The organism is Acetohalobium arabaticum DSM 5501, assembly GCF_000144695.1.
Taxonomy (GTDB): domain Bacteria; phylum Bacillota; class Halanaerobiia; order Halobacteroidales; family Acetohalobiaceae; genus Acetohalobium; species Acetohalobium arabaticum.
Genome location: NC_014378.1, coordinates 2,101,732 through 2,115,247, shown reverse-complemented (window position 1 = coordinate 2,115,247; position 13,516 = coordinate 2,101,732). Strand labels below are relative to the sequence as shown.

Below are 13,516 nucleotides of genomic sequence, written 5' to 3'. Positions count from 1 at the left end.
GATGGAAAAGTCCTTCGCCAGTTATCTGGTGGAGGGCTTTTCTTTTTTTATTAAATAATAAGGAGGAAGTATAGATGAAGGCTGCAGTTTTGAAGGGGCAAGGAGAGTTTAACTTAGCGGATGTAGAAGATACAGAATGTCCTCCGGGAGGTGTTATAGTTAAAGTTAAGTCGGCTGGGATCTGTAGTGCAGATGTCAGGATGATTTGTCAGGGGCATAAAGCATTAGATTATCCCCGGATTCCAGGCCATGAGGTAGCTGGAATAGTAGCTGAAAATAGAGCAGCTGGAAGTGAGTTTGAAGTAGGGGACCGGGTGCAGATAGCTCCAGAGATTATCTGTAATGAGTGTTCTTACTGTCGGGAAGGGATTACTAATCAGTGTGAAGATATTGGGATTATGGGTTTTACTCATGATGGAGGATTTGCTGAATATATTATGATTCCGCCTGCCGGGGTAGAAAGCGGTATCCTGAATCCTATTCCGGTTGGTCTATCCTTTATGGAGGCTACACTGGCTGAACCTTTAGCCTGCTCTATTAATGCTCAGGAATTAGCAAGAGTAAGTAAAGGAGATAGAGTATTAGTTATTGGAGCAGGAGTGATCGGCTGCCTACATACCATGCTTGCTAAAGCCAATGGTGCACAACAGGTTCTGATAGCCGATAAGCTGACTAGTCGCATTAATTTAGCAGAGCAGACAGAAGCTAACTGTTTTATAGATCTAAGTATTGAATCTATAGAAGAAGCGGTAACTGCAGAAACTGAGAATAAAGGGGTTGATGTTATTATTCTGGCCTGTGAGGAAGCAGCATTATCAATTCCATTATTTAAGTTATTAGCTCCAAGAGGTAGAATCAGTTTCTTTTCTAGCCTGCCTTATCATCAATCTAATATAGAGTTAGATGCTAATGAACTCCATTACAAAGAACAGATGATTGTTGGAGCCTACGGCTGTAGAGTGGATCAGAATAAAAAGGCTCTGGAGTTGATGACAAAAGAATTAGAGGTTGATTGGTTGATTACTGATGAAATTTCATTAGATGAGATTAGAACAGGAATTGAACGTCTTATTAATTATGAAGGTTTAAAGACAGTTATTAACTTTTAAGGAAGGATAAGGAGTTTAGTAATCTCCGAATAGTTAAACTCAATATTACTGAAAATGAAGTCTTATAAAATCTACATAAATAGAAAGCCCCTGACTTCATTAGCTATGTAGAAGTTCAGGGGCTGAATTTTTATCTAAAATGCCTCAAGAAAACTCTATCTGAATCTTTAGTTTGATTCAGGTGGAGAAGGCTTTACCACGAAGGGTTGTTAAACCCGAAGGGAATTAAGGCAGTTTTGTTCTTTTTCTCTTTGAATTTGGATATATTCTTCAATAGTTTCAATGGTAGCCTATCCAGTCAGAGACTGGTTATGATTAATGAAATTTCAAGTGTTATTTCTCAATACTTTTTAAATATCTATTTATTATTTTTTTAATATTATCATTTGATTTTTTTCCGCCAGTAGAAATAATACAGTAACTTCTAGACCAAAAAGCCGATTCCCAGTAGTAGTCTTTTAAATGTTCTTCATAATCTTTTTTGATAAGTCTAGAAGATACCGTTTTTAAAGTGTTAACTAGTTTTGATAACTGTATCTGTGGTGGAGTTTCAAACAAGACATGAATATGGTCTTCTTCACCTGCGAATTCTAAGACTTTGCAATCTTTGTCATTGAGTAACCTAGTAAATATTTTTTCTAGCTCGTCAAATATTTTAGAATTAATACACTTGTGTCTGTATTTTGTGATTACAACTAAATGATATTTAAGACTATAAACAGAATGACGATTACTATTAAGTTGCCTATTCATAAGTATTTTACCTCCTAAATCTTAGTTTACAACCAAATAAAACTATGGTATAATTATATCAACTAAGAAAGGAGGTGTAAAGATATGAAATTGTCATTTAAATTCAAACCTAATTTTAGTCATAAACAGCTAGAAATAGTTAAAGAGTTAAGTTGGCATTGTTCTAAGCTGTATAATATAGTTAACTATCAAATAAAGAACAATGAGGAAGTTAAGCCAGTATATACTAGACTAGAAAATAAGTTTAAGGATAACTGGCATACTAATTACCTTCACAGCCACAATAGACAACAACTGTTTAAACAATTAGCTCAAGACTGGAAGTCCTACTTTAAATCAATAGAGGATTACAATAACAATCCTGGCAAATATCAAGGTCAACCAAAACCACCTAATTTCAAGTATTTAGACAATAATCCAAGTGAAATAATTTTTACTAATTTAGCTACCAGAGTTAGAGAGGATAATCTTCTTTTGTCCTTGTCTAAAGAAATTAAAAATCAATTTCAGGTGGACAGTCTTAAATTTGAGCTACCTCCAGTAGTTCAAGGCCTGATTAACTTAGACAATCTCTCCATGTCCAAAGGACATTCCGTGGAAAACTCCCTCCAACAAGTAAGGATAAAAAAAGATAACCTCTCTAGTGATTGGTATTTAATAATCATTCACAAAGTAAATGAAAAAGATAAAGCACAAGGAGATAATGTAATGGCTATAGACTTAGGTTTGGATAATTTAGCAACTTTAACATTTAAGGATAATCCAGAAAACTACATTATTAATGGTAAACCACTTAAATCTAAGAATAAATACTTTAATCAAGAAATAAATAGACTACAATCTATAAGAATGAAACAAACTGGTAGTAAAAACTTTAAAGACACTAAACAAATTAAGCAATTGAGGATAAAACGCCAAAACTATATTTCAAACTATCTTCATCAAGCTAGTAGAAAAATAATTAATCTAGCTAAAAGACATGGTGTGTCTAAAATAATAATAGGTGATTTGAAACAGATTAAGCAAAATATTAACTACAATAAATCATTTGTTCAAGTACCAATTCAAAGATTAAAAGATTTAATTGAATATAAAGCTAAATTAGAAGGCATAGAAGTTAATATCATTAATGAAGTCTATACTTCTGGTTGTTCAGCTTTAGATTTAGAAAAGTTAAATAAAGCTAACTACAATAAGTCTCGCAGAGTTAAAAGGGGACTTTTTAAGTCTGAAATAGACTTAAACATTAATGCAGATGTTAATGGCAGTCTAAATATAATGAGAAAATTTTTAACTAAAAAATGTATTCCTGAACTTGTTAATCAAGCTAGGGATAATGGAGTTGTGAACCCTCCAGAACGAATAAGAGTTGCCTGATAATAGGTGCAAAAACTTAATTACTAAACTTCGTTCAAACTCACCTAGTAACATATAGCTATTTTAGTATATGTAAAGTAGTGAGAAGCCTCCGTTGCTTGTCTCGGAGGTGGTTCACTTAGAGTTCCCTTACCTTATCAAAATGCCAGGAGGGAAAAATATGGAGCAGTCGATAAGGATAAAAAAGATAGTGATTAGTATAATACTTATAATACTGCTTTTTTCACTTGGAGGCTGTGTAGGACAGAAGGAATTAAATAATCTGGGAATTATCAATTTAATGGGGATTGATTTAACTGCTGATGGAGAGTATAAAGTTACTGTTCATATCTTAAAACCTTCTACTGGTCAAGGGGGAGAACCTGCTAATGCACCTGGGCCGGGTTCTGCTATTTGGGTTGGTCAAGCAGAAGGTGAAACGATTGAGAAAGCTGTAAAAGAAATACGCGCTAAGACTTCCTGGCTTCTTATCTGGTCTCATTGTGATATTTTTGTACTGGGAAATAAACTATGTAGGACAGGTATAGGAGATGTAGTTGATTTTTTGGCCCGAAATGAAGAAATTAGATTAACTAGTAATGTCATTACAGCTACGGATAAAGCCTGGCAGATTCTAAAACATTCTCCTGAGGAGAAAAAAGAACCTGTAGCAGATCAAATTGATGGTCTTATAAAGAATATAGCTGACTGGTCAAAAGCATATAACTTAAATTTAAAAGAAGTAATGGCTAGGCTTGCTTCTGGTAATCAGGAAGTTGTTTTGGGAAAGTTAGAGCTTGTTCGTGCTGAACCAGTAAAGGAAGGTCAGGAGAGTTCTTCATCGAGTGAAGGGAAGACAGACAAAGAAGATGGATTAAAGAAGGTTCTTAAAATGGAAGGAGCTGCTGTATTTAAAAAGGATAAACTTATTGGTTCTTTAACTCCTGAGGAAACTAGAGGATATATGCGGATAATTGATGAAATTAAATTACACAGTATGGATCTTTTTCTGTCTGGACATAATAGTCCGGTTAGTCTGGACACTTATAATTCTCAGATAGAGATTAAATGGGATTCTGCTAATCCTAAAACTTTTTTAATAAGCATAAAAGAGCTGTCTCGATTAGCAGAACAAGATTCAGAAATAAGTCAAACTTCACTTTTAACAGCTAATAAAATAGAAAGTTTAAAAGAAGAAGCAGTAAAAAAAGAAATTATATCAACTATAAAGAAGTCTCAGCAGTTGCAGAGTGATATCTTTGGTTTAAAAGGAATTGTCAAACAGAAAAGCCCCTCTACTTGGGAAAAGTTGAAGCAGGATTGGGAAAAGAACTTTAGTAATCTAAGCTTCAAAGTAGAGGTTGAATCTATTTTAAAACAGGTGGGCAAAATCCATAAACCAATTTTTGAGTAGGGGGGTTAACATGTTAGTTATTATACTTATAATAATTTATTATTTTAATATTAAAGAAGTAATCTCGCTCTTCTTCAAAAAAGATTATAATTCTTTTGTAGCAGTATTAGTTTTAACGTTGATTAGCTTTTATTTGAGCTTTGGACAAGTGTTAGACTGGCCTATACCTCAAATATCAGAATTAATGCGACAGCCCCTTTCATTCACTGCCGGTCTTTAATGTTGTTCTTAATTTTCTTAAGTAATAAAAGTAATAGAATTATCACTGGAATTATTAATAAGAAAATAGCTGCATAATGGGGCCAAGTATGTAATGTGAATTGATACTGTTCACTATAATTTTTAAACAGAATTTGGGATAAACTGACCATGATAATTCCGATGGGGATTATAAAACTTTTTTTATTTTTTGACCTAACCAAAGTACCTACTGCTTCAACTGCAGTCCAGTAACAGAATAAGATTGTAATAAAAGCTGTTCCAATCCACATTACTAAAAAAGCAGATTCAAGTCGTTCAAGAAAATCGCCGATTTCTATAATACCTACCATACTAAAAACAGGATATGTAAAAGAAGATGCGAGGTCAGCTCCAAATGCCATTGTTAGAGTTAGAGTTCTTAGAGTTAATATTACTCCACTTATTAATAGAGCTATGCTGGTATAAAGAAGGTACTGTTTTGTTTTACTCTTTTCTGATTGTAGCCTAACGTAAGGAAATAAAAAAGAAAACAAGATTAAGTTCCCTAAAGGGAAGGCCCAGATGAGATATCCTCCCTGTAATAAATTTTTAGTCTTTAGTTTTAATGGTAGTAAGTTGCTGGGGTCGTAATCAGGGATTGCTAGGATCAGTAGTAAAGTAAAGATCAGTAAAATTACCGGCAGAATCACCTGTCCAACTCTAGCAATAGTTTCAATTCCCATTGTTACCGCATAGGCACTTACAAGGGTGAGAGTAAATGTAAATATTAATATAGGCATGTTGGACATGATTGTAGTAGAGAGAAAATTTCCAATAAGTCTTAAATTTAGAGCGCCTAAATGTAGGACATAGATAATGTAGAGAATGCCTACAACAATTCTGAACCAGACTCCTCCTACCTGATTGGCTATTTCAACGATATTACTGTCAAATAGAGGTTGATGCAGGGCTGTTAACAATAAAATTGAAATAAAAGATAAAGCTATGGCAGTAATATCTGTTAGCCAGCCAAGCTGATCTGAAATTATTACTTCAGGACAGATTATTATAATAGTTCCTAACAGAAAAGTTATTAATAACGCACTATATTGGAATAGTGATATCTTTTTTTGTTTCATTCCAAGATCCCTTCCTTCTTCATTTCTATTTAATATTATGCTTGAAATAAAGAAGAAACATGTACAACATAATTTTTAGTAAACATACATAATAATTTCATTTTTTCGAAAAATAAATCTATAACTTATAACAAGTAAAAAAGGAGGATATAAATGAGTAATTGGTCTCCTTATTTAGTAGGGGCTGGAATTGGTATTTTAAGCTGGTTAACTTTTCTGTTATCGAATAAAACAATTGGTGTTTCTACTGCTTTCGTTCGAACAGCGGGAATAATAGAGAAGTTCTTCAGAGGAGATAAGGCATTAGAAAGAAAATACTATGAAGAATACCCCCCTGTTATAGATTGGGGATGGACGTTTGTATTAGGAATAGCAATAGGTGCTTTTATATCTGTACAGTTATCAGGAGACTTTAGGCTAGTTTCGATTCCTGCTTTTTGGAACCAACAGTTTGGTAGTTCAAAATTATTTAGGTGGATATTAGCTGGAATTGGTGGAATATTTATAGGTTTTGGAGCTAGATGGGCCGGAGGATGTACTAGTGGCCATGGAATAAGTGGTACTCTACAGTTAGCAGTTATTAGCTGGATTACTTTTATATTTTTCTTTATTGGTGGAGTTGCTTCAGCATTCATTCTTTATTCTTTTTAAAGGAGGGAGCTTATGTTAACTGACCTTCATAATAAGGATAAATTACAACTTGCTTTGGGTTTAGTAATGGGAATTATATTTGGTTTTTTACTTCAAAAGGCTGGTCTTACTAATTATCAGATTATAATTGGCCAGTTATTACTTAGAGACTTTACAATGTTTAAGGTTGTTTCTAGTGCTATTATTACTGGAATGATTGGAGTTTATTTTCTTAGAGAAAAAGAATTAGTTGAATTACATCCTGGTTCTGGTTCCCTCTGGACTGCTGTTTGTGGGGGGTTGATATTTGGCATTGGTTTTGGAATTTTAGGTTATTGCCCCGGGACAGTAGTTGGTGCTTCTGGAAGAGGGGCTATTGATGGATTATTTGGTATATTAGGAATAACAATAGGAGTCTGGTTATTTAGTTTAATTTATCCTTTGATTAATGATACTGTATTGACTAAAACTGAATTTGATGAACTTACTATTCCAGAAATGTTGGGAGTTAATCACTGGTGGGTTATTATTTCAGTTGTAATTATCCTAATTACAATTCTAGGAGTAATTGAGAGATTAGGATTATAGAATTTTATCGGCAGAAAACCAGACGGGCTCGCACTCTAAAAGCAATTCCTGCGGGGCTCCCTCTGGCTGAATGCCGATATTTTTTAATAATTCTTAAATGTTTCTTCTCCTATACCACTTTATTCCTTCGAAGGCTAATAGAAAGACTCCACCTGCTGATAAAACTCTAATCCAATCCTGGATAGGGACTGGAGCAAAATCAAGATAAGAATTAAGTCCAGGAATGTAGACTACACCTAAGACTAAAACAATAGAAATGATGATTGAGTAGATCATCTTTCTATTGCTGAATAGATTTGCATTAAGGAGGCTTGTAAACTTATACCTATGGGAGAGTATATTTAAGAGCTGGCAAACAACAATAGTTAAATAGGTTATTGTAGTGGCCCGGGAATATAAGGTATGGCTTTCTGTAAGTTTATTTTCAATACTAGTTACAAAAAGGCCGTAGTTTATAAAAGCCAGTCCTCCCATCAGAACCCCCAAGAAAACAACTTCAATAGTACTGCTTTTATTGATAATATGCTCATCCCGATCCCGCGGAGGAGTAGTCATTAATTCTTCGGAAGCAGGATCAAAGGTTAAGGCTGTCAGTGGTAGTATCTCTGCTAATAGATCAATAGAGAGAATCTGAATAGCTAAAATAGGAATCGGCCAGCCGAAGACTGCTGCTCCAATCAAGCCTAATAAGACAATTGATAATTCAGCTCCATTACTAGTTAAAGAAGCAAGTACTGTCTTTTTAAGATTATTATAGATTTTTCTACCTTCTTTGATGGCATGGACTAGTGTGGGATAGCTGTCATCTAAAAGAATCATCTCCGCTGTTTCTTTTGATACATCGGTTCCCATCTGTCCCATGGCAACGCCGATATGGGCACTTTTCAATGCGGGAGCATCATTGACACCATCTCCGGTAACGGCGACGATCTGATCTTGAGCTTTTAGATTCTTGACAATCCTTAATTTATCCTCAGGAGATACTCGGGAGAAGATTATGGATTCATTTTTATTCATTCTATTCTTTAGTTCTTCATCAGAGATCTGCTGTAGGTCCTGGCTAGTAATAACCGGTGTTTCTTTATCAGTACCTAGATTGATCTCGTCTGCTACAGCTTTTGCTGTTATGGCATGGTCGCCAGTCATTATATAGGTGTTAATATGGGCCTTGTGGGCATCTTCAATTGCTTCTTTAACACCTTCTTTAGGTGGATCAACCATGGCTACTAGTCCTAAAAAGACAACATCTCGTTCGATCTCTTCGATAACATAGTCAGTTTCATCAGGACCAAGCTGGCGGTAGGCAATGGCCAAAACCCGCATAGCGTTATTGGAATACTTTTCATTTAATTCATTTAACCTCTGCTTATCTTCTTCAGTAATTTCTACTTTCTCACCATCTCGATAGATATACTTTGTAATTGAAAGAACACTATTTAGGGCTCCCTTCATAGTTAAAAATTTACCATCTTCAAACTTTCTTATCGAACTCATTCTCTTGCGTTCTGAATCAAAGCTGAATTCATGGAGTTCAGGATTCTCTTCATCTTCGTTAGGAGATCGAGTTCCTAGTTTAGTAGAGAGTGTAATCAAAGCTGCTTCAGTAGGATCGCCTATTGGATACCAGCTGGGATTATCTTCATCAGGAGGATGGATCTCAGCATTTGAAGCCATAGTTCCAGCATCAAGCATTATCTCTAATTCATCTTTCTTTTCTTCGCTTACAGGATTACCATCCTGATTTAAGATATCTCCTTCAGGCTTATAACCAAGGCCTGTAACTTCATACTCCTGGCCATCAAACCAGAGATTCTTAACAGTCATTTCATTCTTGGTAAGAGTACCGGTCTTGTCTGTAGAGATTATATTTGTTGAACCTAGAGTTTCAACGGAAGAGAGTTTTTTAATTACGGCATTCTCTTTGGATAGCTTAGCTATTCCTTGAGAGAGAGCAACAGTAACCTGCATAGGAAGGGCCTGAGGAACGATAGCAACAGTTATGCCTAGGCCATAGATTAGAGCATAATAAAGATCCAGTCCCCGGTAGATACTAACACCAAAGAGCAGGATACCGATTATAAGAGCAAAGATTGCTAATCGGTTAGCAACTACTGATAATTCCTGCTGGAGAGGTGATTGGGATCTTTCTTCTTCCTGTGTTAAGGAAGCGATCTTGCCCATTTCTGTCTCTGTTCCTGTAGCTGTAACTACACCTGTTGCTGAGCCGGAAGCAACATTAGTGCCCATATAGGCCATATTGCTGCGGTCTCCAAGTGAAGCTTCCTCATTAATCTGATTGCTATGTTTTTCCTGAGGCATTGACTCTCCTGTTAAGGCTACATCATTGGTTCTTAGATTATATGATTCTATTATTCTTAGATCAGCCGGGACTTTATCTCCCTCTTCCAAACTGATTATATCACCTGGGACTAACTTCTGCTGGGCTAGTTCTGTAATTTCTCCATCCCGATAAACTTTGGCTGGAGATTGGACTAATTTCTTTAATGAAGCCATTATCTTTTCAGCTTTGAATTCTTGAAAGAAGCCGATTACTACGTTAATAAATACAATAGCCAACATGACAAGAGCATCACGGTAATTTCCGATGAGTAGTGACATTCCGGAAGCTACTACCAGCATTATTGTTAAGACATCTTTGAATTGAGAGAGTAATAAAACCCACTTAGGTGTTCCTTCGGAGGTTTTTAATTCATTTTCGCCGTATTTGTTCAGTCTTTTCTGTGCTTCTTCATTAGATAAGCCTTCTTTACTGGTATTAAGTTCTGCAAAGACCTCTTTAACCTGTTGTTGGTAGAAATTAATACTTTTTCACCTGCCTTTTTTATTGATTTTATTATTCTGTTAATTTTTATTCTTTATATTATAGTGTGTTAGCTGGATTAACAGTATACTAATTTCAGGTTATTTATTGATATATTGTGTCATCTAAGAGTTGATATATTTCAAACGCTGCCAAAATCAGCCCTTATTAATTAGCAATAAATTATACTTAGAGCTATAAATTAAAACTTCTATTTTATATGCTAATAATTCTTTTATTTGGGGCTGCTTTAAGTTGCTTTTTGAAATATATCAACAATAATTATGTAAAATTATCGGAGGAAGCGTTTAAAACTATATTAATGAAATTTCTGTGCTACAAATAGTCAATATGTGTCCAGAGCGACTCTTAAAACTGACTCGGAACCATGGACTGGTGGAGAGTCAGTTTTTGAGAGCGAATGAGGCAGGAGGCCGAATGAGCGGCAAGCGGCGGATACATATTGACTATTCCCGTAATATCATGAATGCGTATATTTATTATGCTAGGCAATTACAAATAAGAGGTATATGCGAGAACATTGGAGAGTGACACAATATATCAATAAAGTTGTACTTTACAGATATAATATTGGGAATAATCAGGAGTAATATTGAAAAAACTAATAAAAAGCTTTTCTTTTGCTCAATTAACTGTTATAATCAAGTAGTTGTCCTTATTTATGATGGGCGGCTGTATTTATTAAAAGGGAAGTGAAATTAAATATGAAAAAGAAGCAATTTGAAGAATTGAATTTATCTAACGAAATAACTAAAGCAGTTGAGGATATGGGGTTTGAGGAAGCTACACCGATTCAGACAGAAGCAATTCCTCACCTGCTGGCAGGAAAAGATGTAATAGGACAGGCGCAGACTGGTACTGGAAAGACAGCTGCCTTTGGAATTCCGATTCTAGAGAAGATAGATCCTGATGATAAAAGCGTACAGGCTTTGGTCCTCTGTCCCACTAGAGAATTAGCTATTCAGGTGTCTGAGGAAATAGGACGTCTGGCTAAGTATAAAAGGAAGATTAAGACTTTACCAGTCTATGGCGGACAGTCGATTAAGCGCCAGATTAAGGCTTTAAAGAAGGGGGTGCAGATTGTAATAGGTACTCCAGGTCGTACCATGGATCATATGAGACGGGGTACTTTAAAGTTTGATAATTTAAAGATGGTTATTTTAGATGAAGCCGATGAAATGTTGAATATGGGCTTTAGGGATGATATAGAGACGATTTTGGAAGGAGTTAAAGGGAAGAGACAAACAATCTTCTTTTCTGCTACTATGCCGCAGTCTATCTTAAAATTAAGAAAGAAGTATCAGACTGATCCCGAGATAGTTAAGGTGGTTCATAAGAAGTTAACAGTACCGAATATTGAACAGGGTTATTTTGAAGTGAATAGAAGAAATAAATTAGAGGTTCTATCGCGACTGATTGATATCTATAATCCGAAGTTATCGATTGTCTTCTGTAATACCAGAAAGCAGGTAGATGAACTGACTATTCAACTCCAGGCGCGTGGTTACTTTGTAGATGGTATTCACGGCGGGTTGAATCAGCCACAGCGCGATAGAGTGATGAATAAGTTTAAGAATGGCACTATTGAGACTTTAGTAGCTACTGATGTAGCAGCTAGAGGAATTGATGTTGATGATGTGGAAGCTGTATTCAATTATGATATTCCACAGGATATAGAGTACTATGTACATAGAATCGGTAGAACAGGCCGGGTTGGCAGACAGGGTTATGCCTTTACCTTTGTAGTAGGTAAAGAAATCTATCAATTAAAGAAGATAGAGAAGTATGCTAAGACTAAGATTGAACGGAAGCAGGTGCCTTCAGTTAGTGATGTAGAGGAGAGTAAGATGGAGCTATTGTTGGATAGAGTATCGGAGATTCTAGAAAACGAGAATCTAGCCCAGGAGACTAAGCTGATTGAAGAATTAGTTGAGGAGGATTATGTTTCTATAGATATTGCAGCAGCACTATTGAAGTTAGTCATGGACAGAGAGGAACAAGAAGGTGCAGAAAAAGTAGAAAGCTTTGGAGATACAGGTGCAGAACCGGGTATGGTTAGACTATTTATCAATATAGGCAGCAAGCAGAATGTAAGTCCTGGAGATGTTGTGGGAGCAATTGCTGGAGAAACCAGTATTCCAGGTAATGTAGTAGGATTAATTGATATTTATGATAAATTTACTTTTGTCGAGGTTCCAAGAGAGTATGCCAAAGAAGTACTCAAGATTATGAAGAATAATCAGATTAAGGGTAAGAGTATTGATATTGAATTAGCTAATCCTAAGTAAAAAAGATTATATTGGATAAAAATCCTGATCTAGATAAAATTAGATTAGGATTTTTTTATTTTAAGAATGATACCTAGAGTATATAATTTCTTTATCTGCTTATATTAATAATTGTATTAATCAAATAATTGGAGAGCTTATATCGATAATTTAAAAAGGAGCTGAAAGTTGATGATAGATTTCAGCAGAAGATACTGGATATTGATAGCAGCAGTCTCTATTATAATGATTATTCTTACTGGTTGTAGCGGAAAAGAAGACAATTTAGACAAGAAGATAGGGCAGACTAAACTTCCTGAAAGATTAAAAAATAAGAAGAAAGAAATTATTGCTAAATATAAAGATCGAACTCCCAACGAATGGGGAGAGAATCTTCCGGGAGTGATTACTAGAATAGATACGGATAAAAAGATAGTTGTCCTTACGCTGGATGCCTGCGGTAGTCCTGGGGACGGATATGACAGTAAGCTAATGGACTTTTTGATTGAAGAGGAGATTCCGGCTACTTTATTTATCAATTCCAGGTGGATAGATGATAATCAGGAGACTTTTATGGAGCTAGCGTGCAATCCTCTATTCACTATTGCCAACCACGGTACCCGTCATCTACCTCTATCAGTAATCGGTAAATCTGCTTATGGTATAAAAGGAACTACTAGTGTTGAAGAGATAGTAGATGAGGTATTGAAGAATGAATGGAAAATTCAGAATTTTACAGAGGAGAAACCAGAATATTTTCGGGCTGGGACGGCTTATTATGATGAGGTTGCAGTTGAGATTGTCAATGATCTCGGCGAAAAAGTCATCGGTTACGATACACTGGGCGATGCCGGGGCTACGTTTGCGAAAGAGCAGGTAAAGAAGGCATTTTTAAGCGTCAGTCCGGGTTCTATTATACTGGCCCATATGAACCGTCCTAAATCTGATACTGCCGAAGGAATTATGGCTGCAGTTCCTGAACTTAGGAGCAAAGGTTTTCAGTTTGTGAAATTGGAGAATTATGATAATCAGTTAATTTCTAAAACAGAAAAGGAAGAATAATTCCTCCCCTCCCGATTATTGTTGACATAATTTTATATAAATAAAGGGAATGACATAAAGTTATAGAAATTTAATCAGTAATAGAAGTATTCATTTATTTATATGGGTGATGAATTTACTAACCTATTCTTTGATTCAATATTAAAGAATAGGTTATTTTTTACTTGTTTTTAAAC

Annotated in this window: 10 protein-coding genes; 7 read left to right on the top strand and 3 right to left on the bottom strand. The window is 35.3% G+C overall.

The window, feature by feature from the left end:
• The first annotated feature begins 74 nt into the window (after positions 1–74).
• Entirely contained in the window at positions 75–1,109 is a 1,035-nt protein-coding gene (locus acear_RS10240; RefSeq protein WP_013278951.1) for an alcohol dehydrogenase catalytic domain-containing protein, read from the top strand.
• 333 nt (positions 1,110–1,442) lie between these two features.
• On the opposite strand, the gene tnpA is transcribed toward acear_RS10240, so the two are convergent.
• Complete coding sequence (gene tnpA, locus acear_RS10235; RefSeq protein ID WP_013278950.1) at positions 1,443–1,862, bottom strand: IS200/IS605 family transposase; 420 nt, start codon at positions 1,860–1,862, stop codon at positions 1,443–1,445.
• An 84-nt stretch (positions 1,863–1,946) separates the two neighbouring features.
• On the opposite strand from tnpA, the gene acear_RS10230 reads away from it, so the two are divergent.
• A complete protein-coding gene (locus acear_RS10230; RefSeq protein ID WP_013278949.1) occupies positions 1,947–3,239 on the top strand; it encodes an RNA-guided endonuclease InsQ/TnpB family protein in 1,293 nt (430 codons plus the stop codon).
• 160 nt (positions 3,240–3,399) lie between these two features.
• Entirely contained in the window at positions 3,400–4,632 is a 1,233-nt protein-coding gene (locus acear_RS10225) for a Ger(x)C family spore germination protein (RefSeq protein ID WP_013278948.1), read from the top strand.
• Between the two features lie 203 nt (positions 4,633–4,835).
• Here the strand turns inward: acear_RS10225 and acear_RS10215 are convergent, their stop codons facing one another.
• On the bottom strand, positions 4,836–5,951 hold the full coding sequence (locus acear_RS10215) for a GerAB/ArcD/ProY family transporter (protein WP_013278946.1): 1,116 nt from the start codon (positions 5,949–5,951) through the stop codon (positions 4,836–4,838).
• A 153-nt stretch (positions 5,952–6,104) separates the two neighbouring features.
• Between acear_RS10215 and acear_RS10210 the strand changes: the two genes are divergently transcribed.
• Together acear_RS10210 and acear_RS10205 are read left to right on the top strand one after the other, a co-directional pair.
• A complete protein-coding gene (locus acear_RS10210) occupies positions 6,105–6,602 on the top strand; it encodes a YeeE/YedE thiosulfate transporter family protein (protein WP_013278945.1) in 498 nt (165 codons plus the stop codon).
• Positions 6,603–6,614: 12 nt separating this feature from the next.
• Positions 6,615–7,169 carry a DUF6691 family protein gene (locus acear_RS10205; RefSeq protein WP_013278944.1) on the top strand — a complete coding sequence of 185 codons (555 nt, stop codon included), beginning with the start codon at positions 6,615–6,617 and terminating at the stop codon, positions 7,167–7,169.
• Positions 7,170–7,262: 93 nt separating this feature from the next.
• Here acear_RS10205 and acear_RS10200 read toward each other — a convergent pair whose 3' ends face one another.
• Complete coding sequence (locus acear_RS10200; protein ID WP_013278943.1) at positions 7,263–9,992, bottom strand: cation-translocating P-type ATPase; 2,730 nt, start codon at positions 9,990–9,992, stop codon at positions 7,263–7,265.
• A gap of 723 nt (positions 9,993–10,715) precedes the next feature.
• On the opposite strand from acear_RS10200, the gene acear_RS10195 reads away from it, so the two are divergent.
• Positions 10,716–12,299, top strand: coding sequence for a DEAD/DEAH box helicase (locus acear_RS10195; RefSeq protein ID WP_013278942.1), 1,584 nt, complete (start codon positions 10,716–10,718; stop codon positions 12,297–12,299).
• A gap of 171 nt (positions 12,300–12,470) precedes the next feature.
• Positions 12,471–13,340: a polysaccharide deacetylase family protein gene (locus acear_RS10190; protein ID WP_013278941.1), complete on the top strand. Its 870-nt coding sequence runs from the start codon at positions 12,471–12,473 to the stop codon at positions 13,338–13,340.
• Positions 13,341–13,516 lie beyond the last annotated feature (176 nt).

Bases quoted from the DNA above. Each gene is read 5' to 3' on its own strand.
- acear_RS10205 (WP_013278944.1), top strand. From the start codon at position 6,615: ATGTTAACTGACCTTCATAATAAGGATAAATTACAACTTGCTTTGGGT.
- acear_RS10225 (WP_013278948.1), top strand. From the start codon at position 3,400: ATGGAGCAGTCGATAAGGATAAAAAAGATAGTGATTAGTATAATACTT.
- acear_RS10230 (WP_013278949.1), top strand. From the start codon at position 1,947: ATGAAATTGTCATTTAAATTCAAACCTAATTTTAGTCATAAACAGCTA.
- tnpA (WP_013278950.1), bottom strand. From the start codon at position 1,862: ATGAATAGGCAACTTAATAGTAATCGTCATTCTGTTTATAGTCTTAAA.
- acear_RS10190 (WP_013278941.1), top strand. From the start codon at position 12,471: ATGATAGATTTCAGCAGAAGATACTGGATATTGATAGCAGCAGTCTCT.
- acear_RS10215 (WP_013278946.1), bottom strand. From the start codon at position 5,951: ATGAAACAAAAAAAGATATCACTATTCCAATATAGTGCGTTATTAATA.
- acear_RS10240 (WP_013278951.1), top strand. From the start codon at position 75: ATGAAGGCTGCAGTTTTGAAGGGGCAAGGAGAGTTTAACTTAGCGGAT.
- acear_RS10210 (WP_013278945.1), top strand. From the start codon at position 6,105: ATGAGTAATTGGTCTCCTTATTTAGTAGGGGCTGGAATTGGTATTTTA.
- acear_RS10195 (WP_013278942.1), top strand. From the start codon at position 10,716: ATGAAAAAGAAGCAATTTGAAGAATTGAATTTATCTAACGAAATAACT.